General features: G+C 60.9%; 15 protein-coding genes. 11 read left to right on the top strand and 4 right to left on the bottom strand.

Going from position 1 to position 16,518, the window contains the following annotated elements; translation table 11 throughout:
- Nucleotides 1-33: 33 nt before the first annotated feature.
- The 3 genes from iolB to AC2CGI_RS21870 all read left to right on the top strand — a co-directional run bounded on the left by iolB (nucleotide 34) and on the right by AC2CGI_RS21870 (nucleotide 1,652).
- A complete protein-coding gene (gene iolB, locus AC2CGI_RS21880; protein WP_044030037.1) occupies nucleotides 34-855 on the top strand; it encodes a 5-deoxy-glucuronate isomerase in 822 nt (273 codons plus the stop codon).
- Between the two features lie 174 nt (nucleotides 856-1,029).
- Nucleotides 1,030-1,299 (top strand): hypothetical protein, encoded by a 270-nt coding sequence (locus AC2CGI_RS21875; protein ID WP_004930864.1) that lies wholly within the window; start codon nucleotides 1,030-1,032, stop codon nucleotides 1,297-1,299.
- A 14-nt stretch (nucleotides 1,300-1,313) separates the two neighbouring features.
- Nucleotides 1,314-1,652: a hypothetical protein gene (locus AC2CGI_RS21870; RefSeq protein ID WP_049240493.1), complete on the top strand. Its 339-nt coding sequence runs from the start codon at nucleotides 1,314-1,316 to the stop codon at nucleotides 1,650-1,652.
- A 41-nt stretch (nucleotides 1,653-1,693) separates the two neighbouring features.
- Here AC2CGI_RS21870 and AC2CGI_RS21865 read toward each other — a convergent pair whose 3' ends face one another.
- The gene (locus tag AC2CGI_RS21865) at nucleotides 1,694-2,530 is read right to left on the bottom strand and encodes a MurR/RpiR family transcriptional regulator (RefSeq protein WP_004930856.1); all 837 of its coding nucleotides are present in this window, start codon (nucleotides 2,528-2,530) and stop codon (nucleotides 1,694-1,696) included.
- Nucleotides 2,531-2,733: 203 nt separating this feature from the next.
- The gene (locus AC2CGI_RS21860; RefSeq protein ID WP_015379332.1) at nucleotides 2,734-4,665 is read right to left on the bottom strand and encodes a bifunctional 5-dehydro-2-deoxygluconokinase/5-dehydro-2-deoxyphosphogluconate aldolase; all 1,932 of its coding nucleotides are present in this window, start codon (nucleotides 4,663-4,665) and stop codon (nucleotides 2,734-2,736) included.
- A gap of 547 nt (nucleotides 4,666-5,212) precedes the next feature.
- Between AC2CGI_RS21860 and iolD the strand changes: the two genes are divergently transcribed.
- The 4 genes from iolD to iolE are packed head-to-tail and all read left to right on the top strand — an operon-like array spanning nucleotide 5,213 to nucleotide 10,082.
- A complete protein-coding gene (gene iolD / locus AC2CGI_RS21855) occupies nucleotides 5,213-7,153 on the top strand; it encodes a 3D-(3,5/4)-trihydroxycyclohexane-1,2-dione acylhydrolase (decyclizing) (protein ID WP_076741278.1) in 1,941 nt (646 codons plus the stop codon).
- 35 nt (nucleotides 7,154-7,188) lie between these two features.
- Nucleotides 7,189-8,202, top strand: a complete 1,014-nt coding sequence (gene iolG / locus AC2CGI_RS21850) for a bifunctional inositol 2-dehydrogenase/D-chiro-inositol 1-dehydrogenase (RefSeq protein WP_004930848.1) — start codon at nucleotides 7,189-7,191, stop codon at nucleotides 8,200-8,202.
- Between the two features lie 39 nt (nucleotides 8,203-8,241).
- Entirely contained in the window at nucleotides 8,242-9,126 is an 885-nt protein-coding gene (locus tag AC2CGI_RS21845) for a sugar phosphate isomerase/epimerase family protein (protein WP_004930845.1), read from the top strand.
- Nucleotides 9,127-9,185: 59 nt separating this feature from the next.
- Nucleotides 9,186-10,082 carry a myo-inosose-2 dehydratase gene (iolE, locus tag AC2CGI_RS21840; RefSeq protein ID WP_015379329.1) on the top strand — a complete coding sequence of 299 codons (897 nt, stop codon included), beginning with the start codon at nucleotides 9,186-9,188 and terminating at the stop codon, nucleotides 10,080-10,082.
- Between the two features lie 60 nt (nucleotides 10,083-10,142).
- Here iolE and AC2CGI_RS21835 read toward each other — a convergent pair whose 3' ends face one another.
- Complete coding sequence (locus AC2CGI_RS21835; RefSeq protein WP_075684684.1) at nucleotides 10,143-11,321, bottom strand: P1 family peptidase; 1,179 nt, start codon at nucleotides 11,319-11,321, stop codon at nucleotides 10,143-10,145.
- Nucleotides 11,314-11,829, bottom strand: coding sequence for a GNAT family N-acetyltransferase (locus AC2CGI_RS21830; RefSeq protein ID WP_015379327.1), 516 nt, complete (start codon nucleotides 11,827-11,829; stop codon nucleotides 11,314-11,316). Before AC2CGI_RS21830 ends, AC2CGI_RS21835 begins: the two co-directional genes overlap by 8 nt.
- 389 nt (nucleotides 11,830-12,218) lie before the next feature.
- Here AC2CGI_RS21830 and AC2CGI_RS21825 point away from each other — a divergent pair, with 389 nt between their 5' ends.
- From AC2CGI_RS21825 to gntK, 4 genes are all read left to right on the top strand, one after another.
- Entirely contained in the window at nucleotides 12,219-12,914 is a 696-nt protein-coding gene (locus AC2CGI_RS21825) for a pirin family protein (RefSeq protein WP_004930835.1), read from the top strand.
- Nucleotides 12,915-13,206: 292 nt separating this feature from the next.
- Entirely contained in the window at nucleotides 13,207-14,202 is a 996-nt protein-coding gene (gene gntR, locus AC2CGI_RS21820; protein ID WP_004930833.1) for a gluconate operon transcriptional repressor GntR, read from the top strand.
- Between the two features lie 340 nt (nucleotides 14,203-14,542).
- Nucleotides 14,543-15,859 (top strand): gluconate transporter, encoded by a 1,317-nt coding sequence (gene gntT, locus AC2CGI_RS21815; RefSeq protein WP_004930830.1) that lies wholly within the window; start codon nucleotides 14,543-14,545, stop codon nucleotides 15,857-15,859.
- Between the two features lie 101 nt (nucleotides 15,860-15,960).
- Complete coding sequence (gene gntK / locus AC2CGI_RS21810) at nucleotides 15,961-16,488, top strand: gluconokinase (RefSeq protein WP_015379326.1); 528 nt, start codon at nucleotides 15,961-15,963, stop codon at nucleotides 16,486-16,488.
- Nucleotides 16,489-16,518: the final 30 nt, after the last annotated feature.

The raw sequence follows: 16,518 nt of genomic DNA, 5'->3' as shown, positions 1-16,518 counted from the left end.
GCCTTTGCACGGGGAGTTAACAGGAGAATCGAAATGTCTTCACTGCTTGCCAAATGTCAGGCGCCGAACGCCGAGGGGCGTATCCAGCACGTGACGCCGGAAAATGCCGGTTGGGGCTATGTCGGCTTTGACGTTTACCGCCTGGCCGCCGGGCAGTCGCTGCAGCTGGAGTGCGGTGACAAGGAACTGTGTCTGGTACTGGTGGCCGGTATCGCCTCCGTCGCCACGCTGCGCGCCGAATACCCGCATATCGGCAAACGCATGAGCCCGTTCGAGCGCACGCCGCCTTACGCGGTGTACGTGCCGCACCACGATCGCATCGACGTGCGGGCAGAAACCGATCTGGAGTTGGCGGTGTGCAGCGCGCCCGGCAGCGGCCACCTGCCTTCACGCCTGATCACGCCGGCGGAAATCGGCGTGGAGCGGCGCGGCAAGGGGCGCAACCAGCGGTTGGTGCATAACATTCTGCCGGACAGCGAGCCGGCCGACAGTCTGCTGGTGGTGGAGGTTTACACCGACGAGGGCAATACCAGCTCCTACCCGAGCCACAAGCACGATCAAGAAGATTCGCCGGACGAGACCTATCTCGAAGAGACGTACTATCACCGCATTCAGCCGGAGCAGGGATTCTGCATGCAGCGCGTCTATACCGACGATCGCACGCTCGACGAGTGCATGCCGGTCTACAATCGCGACGTGGTGAAAGTGCCGCGCGGTTATCACCCGGTGGCGACCCTGGCGGGTTATGACAACTATTATCTCAACGTGATGGCCGGGCCGGTACGGCAGTGGAAGTTCACCTGGGAAAAAGACCACGCCTGGATTAACGGCGAAGGTTACCCCGCCGCGCAATAGGCGCTTGAGGCCCGGCTTGCCGGGCTTTCTCTTTATCAGGGTATAAATTTGACCTAAATTTGCCCTCTCTCTTGCTCAAATGATAACCTGTCCGCACGCGATTGCTCCCTGGTTGAGTGAATCTAACGAACCGCTGTTATGCAGTGAGAATGCCGGTACACAGGAGGAAAAACTATGACAACCACCATGTCTCAAAAAGCGGCGCGCGAAGGATTAGGTTCGCCCGATCTGTTTGAAGGCGGGGTTTACGTCACAAAAAATGGTGTTGCCGAGCTGTTTGTACAAACGGCGGCTGAGAGAGAGGCCGAAATACGGGAACGCAATCTCGAGCGCCAGTCCAACGCGTTGTTGAAACTGACTATGATGGCGAAGCAAGAGATTAAAAATCAGCGCGGTCTGTCGCCCGAAGAAACCTTGCAGCGGCTGCGTGACGCGCGGAAATAGACCCGAGGTGCAGGATGCCCCAGGAAATACGTTTTACCGTCGCGCCGGCGGCGGAATGGAGCCTGAAAGACATCGAGTCTTATAAGAGCGGAACGATAGGGGCCGTCGCAGCCGGGATGTTCGTGGACAATCTGTTGTTATCGTCCCTCGCGGCAATCGCCGACGATCCCGTCCGCTATCGCTTCAACGCCGTGCTGGCGGGCATGGGAGTGCGGTTGCACGAACGATTGGATCCCGACAGCGAATACCGCGTCATCTATGACTACGACGGCCAAACGGTGGAGATTCTGCTTTTCATCAGCATGATGCAGGATCTGGAAAGCGCGCTCTACCGCTATTTGTTGCTGCAATAATCCCGCCGCGCCCGAGCCTGTCGGGCGCGTTCACACCAGCCTTACTCGTCCCGGGCGTTATTCAGCGCCAGCGAGACCGCCAGCGTCTGCGCCAGGCACATCGAGGCCACCTGCGAACGGAACCCGTCCACCTGCGCTTCACGCACCACGAAACAGACGTCGCTGAACGCGGCCAGCGGGCTGACCTGGCTGTCGGTGATGGCGATCTGCTGCGCGCCGCGCTTGGCGCCCAATTCCACCAGTTCCACCGCCTCGCGGGCGTACGGCGAATAGCTTATGGCGATCACCACGTCTTTCGGTTTCACCATGCTCAGCTGTTCGGTGAACATGCCGCCCAGGCCGTCGATCAGAAATGCGCGGCGCTCCAGATGGCGCAGCGCATAGGTGAGGTAGGAGGCGACGCTGAACGAGCGGCGCAGGCCGATCACGTAGATGTTTTCGGCGTTGTTGAGCAGTTCGACGGCGCGATCCAATTGCTCGGGGGCAATCTGCATCGCCAGCTGCTGCAGCGCCTGCGCATTGACCATGGTGAATACGTTGAGAATCTCCGCCGGCTTCTCCGGCGCGACGTTGTCGTCGGTAGAGGTTTGGCGGAACAGGCGCGCGCGCTCGGTATAGTTCACCGTTTCTTCCATCAGATGCTGACGGAACACCTGCTTCATTTCGTTGAAGCCGCTGAAGCCGAAGGCGTTGGCGAAACGGATCAGGGTGGAAGGCGGCACGCTGGCCTGTGCGGCGATGGAGGCAACGGTATCGAAAGCGATGCTGTTACTGTTATCCAAAATATAGCGCGCCACCTGCTTCAAACGCTTGCTCAGCGTTTCATAACGGTGGCGGATCTCGTCCTGTAACAGCGAAAGTTGAGTTGGGTTGTTCATCCATTCGGCTCGCAGTGGGGTGAAGGCGTATTGGCCTGATGCCTGAAATATTGACAGGGTATTTTAACAGACGGAGCGGAAATTTCATTTCCTCAAAAAGCGATTTATTCGATCGCACATTGCGCGACTTCACAGAAAAGGGGCAAAAAAATCCCCTTAAAGCGGCGAAATGGCCTTAAGGGGACGTGAACCTGCTGTTGCTGTCAGTGCGTGCCGCCCGCCTGCGGACGGTACTGGCGCCAGAAACCGATCAGCGTCAGGTATTTTTGTTTCACCTGCTCGATCAGGGCCGCGTCGTCGATTTCCCCCTGCAGCCAGCGGCGCGAAGGTTGGCCGAAAATGGTGCGGCCGACGGCGAAACCTTTCACCCAGCGCGCATCCGCGGCGGCGGCGAAGCCCGCCTTCAGCACCGCCTCCGGGGAGTCGAGCCCCAGGATCAGCACGCCGCGGCAGAAGGGATCGTAGGTGTCGATCAGGGCACCGACCTGCCGCCAGTTTTCTGCGCTCAGCGGTGGCAGTTTCCACCAGTCGGGCTGAATGCCCAACTGGTAGAAATGCTCAATCATCTCCAGGTAATAACGTTCGTCTTTGTCGGCGTTGCTGTCCGGCAGGATCACCTCCAGCAGCAGCTCGTGGCCGGATTTACAGCAGCCGCGGTAGACGTCGGCGATCAGCTCATCCTGTTCGCGGCGCAGTTCCTCCGCATCGTGCGGGTGATAAAACACCAGGCACTTCACCACGTGCTCCTGCGGCCAGTCGATCAATTGCGAACCGATATTGCCGTGCTCCAGGCGCAGCGGGCGCGAGCTGGGCAGCTCCACCGGCCGGCCGATCCACCATCCCTGGCCAGTGATCTCGTTCAGCGCCGCCTGCCCATAGGTGGTGTCGGCCAGAATGCCGCTGTTGCCGTTGAGGCCGGCCTGCGCGGCAGCCTGTTGCGCCGCGGTGAGCAGCAGGGTCTTCAGGCGCGGAATGCGTTCCTCGCCGACGCCGGCTTCGCGCGCCATGTCCGCCAGCTGCTTGCGGTGATCGAAGGCGAACACGCACAGTTCCGGCCACTGTTGCTTGCGGGTGGTGACCCGGTGCAGGTGGTTCAGGCGTGCGTCGCGGTCCGGGCGCGTGACCTGCTGTTCACGCTGCAGGTAGTCGTCCAGTTCCCGTTTGGTCGGCATCGCCGGCGCGCAGCCGTGGCGCGAAACCACCAATGCGCCGCAGGCGTTGGCGTAGCGGCAGGCCTGCTCCCAGCCCTCATCGTTCAGGTAGCCGCGCAGCAGCCCGGACATAAAGGCGTCGCCGGCCCCCAGCACGTTCAGCACTTCAACCCGCACACCGGCGTGCAGCTTCACCTGCGCCCAGTCGTCGGCGATTTCACCTTCGAACACCGAGCAGCCCTGCGCGCCGCGCTTGCACACCAGCGTGGCCGCGGTAGTCCGGCGCACGTTTTTCAGCGCCGTCAGCGTGTCGGTGCTGCCGCCGGCGATATGAAATTCCTCTTCGGTGCCGACGATCAGATCGAAATGGTGCAGCACCTCCTGCAGTTCGCGGGTCACCTGGTCTGATTCCACAAAGCGGGTTTCGCCGTCGCCCAGCGACGTCAGCCCCCACAGTACCGGGCGGTAATCGATGTCGAGCGCGGTGCGCAGGCCGTGGCGGCGCGCATACTCCAGCGCCTTCAGCACCGCGGCGCGGGTGTTCGGGTGCGACAGGTGCGTGCCGGTGATGGCCAGCGCGCGGGAGGAGGCGATGTAGGCCTCGTCGATGTCGTCCGGCGTCAGCGCCATGTCCGCGCAGTTTTCGCGGTAGAAGATCAGCGGGAAGGTTTCCTGATCCTTGATGCCGAGGATCACCAGGCCGGTTAATCGTTGCTTGTCGGTGATCAGACAGCGGGTATCGGCTCCGACGCGCTGCAGCTCTTCACGCAGAAAGCGGCCCATGTGTTCATCGCCGACGCGGGCCAGCATGCCGGATTTCAACCCCTGAATGGCGGTGCCGTAGGCCACGTTGCCGGAAGAGCCGCCGAGGTATTTGGCGAATGTGCCGGCGTCTTCCAGACGCGCGCCGATCTGCTGAGCATAGAAATCGACGGCGATGCGCCCGAGACAAATGACATCAAGCTGTTTTTGTTGTGTAGCCATACCCGTTTCCTTCTGTTAAGCAAAACTCCGGCGGCGGCCCGAGCGTGGCGCCCTGCAGGAAGCATGGGGACAGTATGGGGAATGAAAATTTCAATTTCAATATGAAATGAAATTTACACCCCAAAAATGTGATGCGTTTAAAACATCGACAGAGGCGTGGGAAAAGGCGATGAATCGGCTGCGCAAGGGCCGCCGGGGCGGAACATAAAAGGGAGGTGAGGGCAGAGGAAAAGGCTGTCAGCCCATGTGCCAACGACTTTTATCGGCCGGTGCGCGGCACGAAGCCCATGAAGGCTGAACCACGAGATGAAACGGGCTTTTCATGCAATATGCGATCTTTATCGCAAAATGAAATGTTTCTTCTGTAATGTGATTTTATGAAAAATATATTTGTTTATAATCGCTTCACGTTTCAGGTTGTCGACTTCGTGAGCAGCGCGGGCATCGCCTGCTCAAGATAATAGCTGCCGCCGCGTAACACAAACACGGGATTGTCGGCTCGGCATGAGCGCTTTCCGGGGCGGCCCTTAATCTAAAGGGTGGGTAAATGGGCAAGATCAGGTTAACCATGGCGCAGGCGCTCGTCAGATTTCTCGATAACCAGTATCTGCTGGCCGACGGCGTGGAAACCAAATTCGTCGCGGGCATTTTCGCGATTTTCGGCCACGGCAATGTGCTGGGGCTGGGGCAGGCGCTGGAACAGGATAGCGGCGATCTGCGGGTGCACCAGGGCCGCAACGAGCAGGGGATGGCCCATGCGGCGATCGGCTTCGCCAAACAGAAGCTGCGCCGGCAAATTTACGCCTGCACCTCATCGGTCGGCCCCGGCGCCGCCAATATGATCACCGCCGCGGCCACCGCCACCGCTAACCGCATTCCTTTATTGCTGCTGCCGGGCGACGTTTACGCTTCCCGCCAGCCGGACCCGGTGTTGCAGCAAATCGAACAGTCTTACGATCTCAGCATCAGCACCAACGACGCGTTCCGTGCGGTGAGCAAATACTGGGATCGCATCATGCGCCCGGAACAGCTGATGAGCGCCTGCATCAATGCGATGCGCGTGTTGACCGATCCGGCGGAAACCGGCGCGGTGACGCTGTGTCTGCCGCAGGACGTGCAGGGTGAAGCCTACGACTACCCCGACTATTTCTTCCAAAAGCGCGTGCATCGGCTCGATCGCCGCCCGGCGACCGACGGCATGTTGGCGGACGCCTTAGCGCTGCTGACGGCCAAACGCAAACCGCTGCTGGTGTGCGGCGGCGGCGTGAAGTACTCGCAGGCCGGGCGAGCGCTGCGCGAATTCGCCGAGCGCTTCGGCATTCCGTTCGCCGAGACCCAGGCCGGTAAAGGCACGGTATCGAGTGACCATGAATTCAACCTCGGCGGCATCGGCGAAACCGGCTGCCTGGCGGCCAACACGCTGGCCCGGCAGGCCGATCTGGTGATTGGCGTCGGCACCCGTTACACCGATTTCACCACCTCGTCCAAATGGCTGTTCCAACACCCGGACGTCAGCTTCCTCAATATCAACGTCAGCGCCTTCGACGCCGGCAAGCTCGACGGCGTGCAGGTGCTGGCGGACGCCCGCGAGGCCCTGAACGCACTGGGCGCGCTGCTGGCGCAGGCCGATTATCGCGCCGGCTGGGGCGACGCCATCGCCGCGGCGCGCGGTGCCCAGCGTGAAGAGACCGAGCGTGTTTACTCGGTGGAATACAGCGGCGCAGACTTTGTGCCGGAGATAGACGATCACCTCGACCGCGAGCAGGTGTTCGACGAATTTATCGCCCAGACCGGCTCGGCGATGACGCAAAGCCGGGTGCTGGGGGTGCTGAACCGCGAGCTGCCGCCGGACAGCGTGATCGTCGCCGCCGCCGGCAGCCTGCCGGGCGATCTGCAGCGGGTGTGGCACAACCGCGGCGAGCACGGTTACCACGTGGAATACGGCTACTCCTGCATGGGGTACGAGGTGAACGCCGCGCTGGGGGTCAAGCTGGCCGAGCCCCAGCGCGAGGTGTACGCGATGGTGGGCGACGGCGCCTTCATGATGCTGCATTCCGAACTGGTCACCTCGATTCAGGAAGGCTGCAAGATCAACGTGGTGCTGTTCGACAACATGACCAACGGCTGCATCAACAACCTGCAGATGGAACACGGCATGGACAGCTACACCACCGAATTCCGCTTCCGCAATCCACAGGGCGGCAAGCTCGACGGCAAACTGGTGCCGGTCGATTTCGCCATGCTGGCGGCGGCTTACGGGTGCAAAACCTATCGCGTCACCACCGAGCAGCAGTTGCTCGACGCGCTGGCCGACGCCCGCAGGCAAACCGTGTCCACGCTGCTGGACATCAAGGTGCTGCCGAAGACCATGGTGCACAAGTATCTCAGCTGGTGGCGCGTGGGCGGCGCTCAGGTGGCCGACAGCGAAAAAATCGTCGCAGTGGCGCGCAAGCTGCAGGAAAACATCGATAAGGCGCGCGATTACTGATTCGTTTTCATACATTAATCTCGAGGGTAGCGAAAATGACATTGAACATTGGGGTTATCGGCACCGGCGCCATCGGCCGCGATCATATCCGTCGCTGCAGCAAAGTGTTGCAGGGCGCCCGCGTGGTGGCGGTCAACGACATCAACCGCGACAACGCCGCCAAGGTGGTGAGCGATCTGCAGCTGGATGCGCGGGTGTATGACAACGGCCACGATCTGATCAAAGCCGCCGACGTGCAGGCGGTGCTGGTCACCTCCTGGGGGCCGAGTCATGAAGAGTTCGTGCTGGCGGCCATCGCCGCCGGCAAACCGGTATTCTGCGAGAAGCCGCTGGCGGTGACCGCGCAGGGTTGCAAAAACATTGTCGACGCCGAAGCGAAGCACGGCAAACGGCTGGTGCAGGTCGGCTTCATGCGCCCCTATGATCAGGGCTATCGCGCGCTGAAACAGGTACTGACCAGCGGCCAGATCGGCGAGCCGCTGATGCTGCACTGCGCGCACCGCAACCCGACGGTCGGCGAGGCCTACACCACCGATATGGCGATCACCGACACCCTGATCCACGAAATCGACGTGCTGCGCTGGCTGCTCGACGACGACTATGTGTCGGTGCAGGTGGTGTTCCCACGCAAGAGCCCGAAGGCGTTCCCGCACCTGAAAGATCCGCAAATTGTGCTGTTTGAAACCGCCAAAGGGACGCGCATCGACGTCGAAATCTTCGTCAACTGCCAGTACGGCTACGACATTCAGTGCGAAGTGGTGGGGGAAACCGGCATCGCCAAACTGCCGGAACCGTCCTCGGTGCAGATGCGCAGCGGCGCCCGCCTGTCGACCGAAATCCTGACCGACTGGAAGGATCGCTTTATCGATGCCTATGACGTCGAGCTGCAGGGCTTCATCAACGACGTAGCCGCGGGCAAGTTGACCGGGCCTTCCGCCTGGGACGGCTACGCCGCCGCGGTAACCGCCGACGCCTGCGTGGCGGCCCAGCTCAGCGGCGAGATCGTGCCGGTGACCCTGCCGGCGCGCCCGGCGTTTTACGGTAAATAACCGCTCGCAGCGCGTAACCACGATTGCAGAGGAGTGACCATGAAGATCGCTTTTGATGTCGACGTTATCCGGGATTTGGGCGTCACCAAAATGGTTCAGCAGGTGGCGGACTGGGGCTACAAATACATCGAGCAGTCGCCGCACCCGCAGATCAACCCGTTTTACAAACATCCGAAGGCCAGCCGCGAAATCATGGCGGAGTATAAAAACGCCCTAAAAGCGACCGGCGTGGAGATCTCCTCATTTATCGTGGTGTATCGCTGGTCCGGTCCGGGGGAAGATCGCCGCCAGGCGGCGGTCAAAAACTGGCGGCGGATGATCGAAATTGCGGTGGAAATGGGCGTGCAGGTGATCAACACCGAACTGGCCGGCAATCCCAACGAACCGGAGATCTGCGAGGAGCTGTGGTATCGCTCGATGGAGGAGCTGCTGCCGATCGTTGAGCGCGAGGGTATTCGTATGGAGATCCAGTCGCACCCGTGGGACTTCTGCGAGCTGAGCAACGAAACCGCCGATCTGGTGAAGTCGCTGCGCAGCGACCACGTCAAATATCTCTACAGCGTGCCGCACACCTTCTACTACGACAAGGGGCAGGGTGACGTAGCCGGGATGCTGCAGTACGCCGGGGACGATCTGTCCCACGTGCTGATCGCCGACACCATGAACCACACCAAGCACTGCCGCTATATCGTCAACCCGCCGGGCGTTGACGCCGCGGTGCACCAGCACGTCGGCATCGGCGAAGGCGAGGTGAATTTCGACGCCCTGTTCCAGACGCTGCGCGACATGGAATTTGCCAACCGCAGCTTCAAGGTCGGCGGCGAATCGATCATCTGCACCTCGCTGTTCGGTTACCCGGAAAAGATGCCGAGCCAGGCGGTGGCGACCAGAGAACGCATCGAAAGAGAGCTGTTGGGCAAATAATCTGATTCGGCTCGCCGGCGGCGTTTGTACCGGCGGCCCTGCAAGGACCGAGGCAAACCATGAATAAAGACAACGTGAAATTGGCCATTGCGCCGATCGGCTGGACCAACGACGACATGCCCGATCTGGGCAAGGAGAACACCTTCCAGCAATGCGTCAGTGAAATGGCGCTGGCCGGTTTCACCGGCAGCGAAGTGGGCAGCAAATACCCGCGCGATCCGGCGGTGCTGAAACCGATGCTGGATATTCGCGGCATCCAGATCTGCAACGCCTGGTTCAGCACCTTTTTCGCTGACGGCCAGAAAGACAAAACCATTGATGAATTTATCAACCACATGAATTTCCTGCATGCCATGGGCGCCAGGGTGATTGGCTGCTCAGAGCAGAGCAAGAGCATTCAGGGCACCACCAAAGGCGTGTTCGAAGAGAAGCCGTACTTCAGCGATGAAGAGTGGCAGCGCGTGGCCGACGGTTACAACGAGTTGGCGAAGATCGCCGCCGATAAAGGCATGCAGGTGTGCCTGCACCACCACATGGGCACCGGCATTCAGACCACGGCCGAAATCGATCGCTACATGAGCATGGTCAACGACGACGTTTACCTGCTGTTCGATACCGGCCACGCCTACTATTCGGAAGGCAGCCAACAGGCGATGATGGCGATCCTGGAGAAGTATCTGCCGCGGATCAACCATGTCCACCTGAAGGACGTGCGCGATGAGGTGGTGGCGGAAGTGAAGGCCAACAAGCTGAGCTTCCTCGACGGCGTGAAGAAGGGCACCTTCACCGTGCCGGGTGATGGCGTGATCGACTTCAGGCCGGTGTTCAAGCTGCTGGACGAGCGCGGTTACAAAGGGTGGATGGTGGTGGAGGCCGAGCAGGATCCGGCGCTGGCCAACCCGTTCGAGTATGCGGTGAAGGCGCGCCGTTATATTCGGGAAACCGCCGGTATTTAGGCGGTGGGGGGCAATAAAGATCGAGGGGCGCCACCGGCCCCCTTTTTTGATGGCGGCGCGTTAGCCGCCGAGCGTTTGCCAGGTTGTGACCTGGCTGCCCGGCCACGGCGTGGCGGCGTATACGCCCCGGGCGATCGCCCGAGCGAGGGTGTCCGCCGCCAGCGCGCCGATCTGCAGCACCGCCAGTTCGCGGCTGCCCTGTACCTCGCGCTGCCCGGTGGACAGGGCGAACACCACGTCGCCGTCAAACGGGCTGTGCAGCGGGCGAATAGCGCGCGCCATGCCGTCTTGCGCCATGATGGCCACCCGTTTCAACTCCACACGCGTCAGCGCCAGATCGGTGGCGATGCAGGCCAGGGTGGTGTTCTTTCTGCCGCCTTGCGGCTCTTGCACCATCCAGTCTTCGCCCTGCGCGCGCAGTTGCGCCAGCGCCGCCGCGCCGCCGTTGCCGAATTCACCGTCAATTTCATAGGGCGTCGCCCAGAAGGCGCGGGTGCCGGGCGCTACCACCGCTCCCAGGCTGTTGACCGCCACCAGTGCACCGACGGTAGCGCCGCTGGCGGCAACGATCGATGCCGAACCGAGCCCGCCTTTCAGCTTGCCCATGCCGGTCATGGCGCCGTAGCCGGCGCCGACGGTGCCCAGTGGAAAGTCCAATCCAGCCTTGCCGACCGCGTCGATGCCCAGCTGGCGATACGGCGGCGTGAGCTGCCAGTTTTTATCGCCGCCGTTGGCAAGGTCGTACAGGCAGGCGGTGGGCACGATAGGTGAGACCGGCACGCCGGGAGCCGGCCGCAGCGCATAGCCTCTGCCTTGTAGCCCGAGCCAGGCCGCGACGCCGTCCGCCGCCGCCAGGCCGTATACCGAACCGCCGCTGAACGTCAACGCATCGACGGTCTGTACCAAATTGTCTTCACCCAGCGCGTCGGTTTCCCGGGTGGCGGGGCCGCCGCCGCGCACGTCCACGGCGGCAATCGCCGGGCTGTCCGGCAGTATCACCGTCGCGCCGGTGCGCACCCGGCTGTCCTGCGCCACACCGACCTTCAGGCCGGGCACATCGGTAATCAGGTTGCGGGCGCCAGGGCGCCCGGCGGCGGAAGTTGGCATAGCGGCACCTAATGGGGTGAAGGGGGAGAACATGCCGGCGGCGGTCAGGCCGGCCAGCGCGTGTAAAAAGGTTCGGCGGTTGATATTCAGGGGCCGGCGCAGCGACCCCTGCGGGGGGATGAGATCACGCATCGCCGCGCGGCTGCCCGGAGCGAAAACGCGCCATATGGTAGGCATCGACCAGCACGCCGTCGCGAATGGCGAAAGCGCGGCTGGTGCCTTCAATCTCAAAACCGAACTTGCGATACAGCGCGATGGCCGCCGGGTTGTCGGTAAACACCGTCAGTTCGATGCGCTCGATGGCCGCCCAGTTGTCGCACAGGTCGATCATCGCTTGCATCAGGCGGCTGCCGACGCCTTTACCGTGGTAGCGCGGATCGACGCCGATGCCGAAGGTGGCCACGTGGCGGCGGCGAACGCGCTGATTCAGCATCACGGCTAACTGACCGACAAGCTGCCCGTCAACGAAGGCTGCCAGGTTATGCGTGCCCGGTTCGGGGTTGGCGAGGCGTTTCTGCCAGGACTCGACGGACGGTAGCGGGAGCTGCAGCGTATCGCGGTAGACGGGCGTCTGAGAATAAAGATGATGCAGAGCCTGAGCATCCGATGTTTCCACGTGGCGTATCACGATCTCGCTCATCTCGCTGCTCCTTTTGCTTACCGGTTGAATAACCTCTGAATTTATCCGTTTACTGCCTTGAGTCAATATTATTTCAACGGGTCAAAAAAAACGCTTTACAGGTGCGAATGATAATGATTATTATTGCGATGCGTTCCGGGGAGGGCATCAATCCTTGATACTCTCGCTGCGAAGGCACGACATTGCTCACATTGCTTCCAGTGTTTACTTAGCCAGCTCGGGTGCTGGCTTTTTTTTTGCCCTTTTTCAGCCGGTTCCGCTTTCAACAAATCCGCTGCCCATCCGCTGTTTCATTCCATCGAAATTTTTGAACAGAGGCATGAGTTTTTTACGCTTTCTTATTCTGCTGGCAGGACTAGACTGTAAAAAAACATTGAGGAGAGTTGAAAATGATTTATGTACGTAAAGCGGAAGACCGCGGCCACGCCAATCATGGCTGGCTGGATAGCTGGCACACCTTCTCATTTGCCGATTACTACGATCCGAACTTTATGGGGTTCTCGGCGCTGCGAGTGATCAACGAAGATGTGATCGACGCAGGGCAGGGTTTCGGTACTCACCCGCATAAAGACATGGAAATCCTGACCTACGTGCTGAGCGGTACGGTGGAACATCAGGACAGCATGGGCAACAAGGAGCAGATCCAGGCCGGTGAATTCCAGATCATGAGTGCGGGCACCGGGGTGCGTCACTCTGAGTACAACGCTAATCAGGATCGTCCGTTGCACCTGTACCAGATTTGGATCATCCCGGATCAGGTCGGGCTGGAGCCGCGCTATGAGCAGCGCATGTTCGACGCGCCGCAGGGCCGTCAGCTGGTGCTGTCGCCGGATGCGCGTGACGGCTCGCTGAAGGTGTTCCAGGATATGACGCTGTCGCGTTGGGCGCTGAATAAGGGCGAGCAGGGGGAATGCCCGATTGCCGCCGGCCGTCGCGTTTGGATCCAGGTGGTGCGCGGCAAGGTCTCGGTCAACGGCCAGACCGCCGGCATCAGCGACGCGTTCGCGGTGTGGGATGAATCGGCGCTGACGATCCAGGCCGACGAAGAGAGCGAAATCCTGCTGTTCGATCTGCCGCCGGTGTGATTAAGCGGTAAATTTCAAGGGCTCACGGTGTGAGCCCTTGAGGTTAATGACACGTCTGACGATGTTGCCTGACTTGACGCCGCCAGCATATAAAAACAAGGAAAATCAATTTATTGATTTTCGGCTAATCATCATAAAGGGGGAAAAAACACGCTTTTTCCCCCTTTGCCAGCGTATGAAGGGCTCACGGTGTGAGCCCTTTTTGCGTTGGCTGTCGCATAACCGACAATATCGGCCCGCCGTTTTTTTTGCTAAAATGACTGCCCATTCACGGTTAGTCAGTTCATTGATAATGAAGAAAAAACGGCCGGTACTCCAGGATGTGGCGGACAAGGTGGGCGTGACCAAGATGACGGTGAGCCGTTATCTGCGCAATCCCGACCAGGTTTCCGCCGCCCTGCAGCAAAAAATTGCCGTCGCGCTGGATGAGCTGGGCTACATCCCCAACCGCGCGCCGGATATCCTCTCCAACGCCACCAGCCGGGCGATTGGCGTGCTGTTGCCGTCGCTGACCAACCAGGTGTTCGCCGAAGTGCTGCGCGGCATCGAAAGCGTGACCGACGCGCACAACTACCAGACCATGCTGGCGCACTATGGCTACCTGCCGGAACGTGAAGAAGAGCGTCTGACCTCGCTGCTGTCTTACAATATCGACGGTCTGATCCTGTCTGAGCGCCACCATACGCCGCGTACCCTGAAGATGATCGAGGTGGCGGGCATTCCGGTGGTGGAGCTGATGGACTGCGTCTCGCCGTGCATCGATCTGGCGGTGGGCTTCAACAACTTCGAGGCGGCGCGCCAGATGACCCAGCAGATCATCGCGCACGGCCACCGTCACGTGGTCTATTTCGGCGCCCGTCAGGATGAGCGTACCATCATCAAGCAGCAGGGGTATGAGCAGGCGATGCGTGAATCCGGCCTGGAGCCGTACAGCATCATGACCGCGCGTTCTTCCTCTTATTCCGCCGGCGGCGAGCTGTTGCGCCAGGCGCAGCGTGACTACCCGCAGATCGACAGTATCTTCTGCACCAACGATGACCTGGCGATCGGTGCGGCCTTCGAATGCCAGCGGCAGGGGCTGTCGATCCCGCAGGACATGGCGATCGCCGGCTTCCACGGCCATGACATCGGCCAGGTGATGGTGCCGAAGCTGGCCAGCGTGCTGACGCCGCGCGAACGCATGGGCCAGATCGGCGCCGAGCGCTTGCTGGCCCGGCTGCGCGGCGAAACGGTGTGCCCGCGCATGGTGGACGTCGGTTTCACCGTGATCCCCGGCGGCAGCATCTGAGCCATTTTAACGTTCTGTTTTAACACTCTTTCTTTTTACAGCGCGCCCTGAGGCGCGCTGGTTACCCCGCCTGTAAGCCCGCCGCTCGTTGCCGGCATAAGTTTGATCTCTGTCCCAGAACGCGAATTTTAGCCGGTTACCCGGTTCCGGCGCTTATGTTGTTACCGGTATCATGATACCGGTAACAACGAGTGCGCGGTCATCTTGCTGCAAGACTGAACCTCTGACTCAACAACACCTACAGCTCTTCTTAAACACCGGGAAAGAGCCTAAAAATAAAACAACCGCCCGCTTTACGCCTATTGTAAAGAGAGTCGCGATAAAAGGTTGGAGAAAAACTATGCCATTAGTGATTGTTGCAGGCGGCGTAGCGCTGCTGCTGCTGCTGATGATCCGCTTCAAGCTGAACGGCTTTATCTCTCTGGTTCTGGTTGCTTTGGCGGTCGGGATCGCGCAGGGTATGCCGGTCGATAAGGTCATCGGCTCCATCAAGGCCGGCGTGGGCGGCACGTTGGGCAGCCTGGCGCTGATCATGGGCTTCGGTGCCATGCTCGGCAAACTGCTGGCGGACTGCGGCGGCGCACAGCGCATCGCCACCACGCTGATCGACAAGTTCGGCAGAAAACACATTCAATGGGCGGTGGTGCTGACCGGCTTCACCGTCGGCTTCGCGCTGTTCTACGAAGTGGGCTTCGTGCTGCTGCTGCCGCTGGTGTTCACCATCGCCGCCTCCGCGCGTATCCCGCTGCTGTACGTCGGCGTGCCGATGGCCGCCGCGCTGTCGGTGACCCACGGCTTCCTGCCGCCGCACCCAGGCCCGACCGCCATCGCCACCATCTTCCATGCCGACATGGGTAAAACCCTGCTGTACGGCACGCTGCTGGCGATCCCGACGGTGATCCTGGCCGGCCCGGTCTATGCCCGCTTCCTGAAAGGCATCGACAAGCCGGTGCCGGAAGGCCTGTACAACCCGAAAACCTTTACCGACGCGGAGATGCCAAGCTTTGGCGTCAGCGTCGCCACGTCGCTGGTGCCGGTGATCCTGATGGCGCTGCGCGCGGTCGCTGAAATGGTGCTGCCGAAGGGCCACAGCCTGCTGCGCTTCGCCGAGTTCTTCGGCGACCCGGTGATGGCCACCCTGATCGCCGTGCTGATCGCCATCTTCACCTTCGGCCTGAACCGTGGCCGTACCATGGATGAAGTGATGGGCACCATCACCGACTCGATTAAAATCATCGCCATGATGCTGTTGATCATTGGCGGCGGCGGCGCCTTCAAGCAGGTGCTGGTGGACAGCGGCGTTGAGAAGTACATCGCCGGCCTGATGGAAGGCAGCAACGTTTCGCCGATCCTGATGGCCTGGTCGATCGCCGCTGCGCTGCGTCTGGCGCTGGGTTCCGCCACCGTGGCGGCGATCACCGCCGGCGGCATTGTGGCACCGCTGATCGCCACCACCGGCGTCAGCCCTGAGCTGATGGTGATTGCGGTCGGTTCCGGCAGCGTCATCTTCTCGCACGTCAACGATCCGGGCTTCTGGCTGTTCAAGGAGTACTTCAACCTGAGCATCATGGAAACCATCAAATCCTGGTCGGTGCTGGAAACCATTATCTCGGTGTGCGGCCTGGTGGGCTGTCTGCTGCTGGCGACGGTCGTATAATCTTTATCCGGCGCCCTGCGGGGCGTCGGCGTTCCAAAGTATCTTTATCAGTCGGGACGCATTTGGCGCGCTCGCGCCAGTTCCCATAAGGGCATGACACAATGAGCAATCCGCAGAATCACGTATTTGTTTTGATGGGCGTTTCCGGCAGCGGCAAATCCGCCGTGGCCAGCGCTGTCGCTCACCAGGCCAACGCCGCCATGCTGGACGGCGATTACCTGCACCCGCGCGCCAACATCATCAAAATGTCCTCCGGGCATGCGTTGGACGACAACGATCGCGCGCCGTGGCTGGCGGCCCTGAACGACGCCATCTTCGCCATGCAGCGCACCAACGACGTGTCGCTGCTGGTGTGCTCGGCGCTGAAGAAAAGCTATCGCGATCGCCTGCGCGACGGCAATCTCAACCTGCATTTCCTGTATCTGAAAGGCGACCAGTCAGTGATCGAGGAGCGTCTGAAGCAACGCAAGGGCCATTTCTTCAAGCCGCAGATGTTGATTTCCCAGTTCGCCACGCTGGAAGAGCCGGGCGAGCAGGAGCCGGATGTGCAAGCGATCGACATCAACCAGCCGTTGGACGGCGTGGTTGCCGATACGCTCGCCTATATTCGCCGCGTTACCGCCCGCTGAGCGCGGACCGTTGTCGGCGCCGCCAGGCGC

The organism is Serratia sp. LSHTC3 (genome assembly GCF_057197125.1).
The sequence above is the reverse complement of the archived record's forward strand: the minus strand, read 5'-3'. Positions and strand labels throughout refer to the sequence as shown.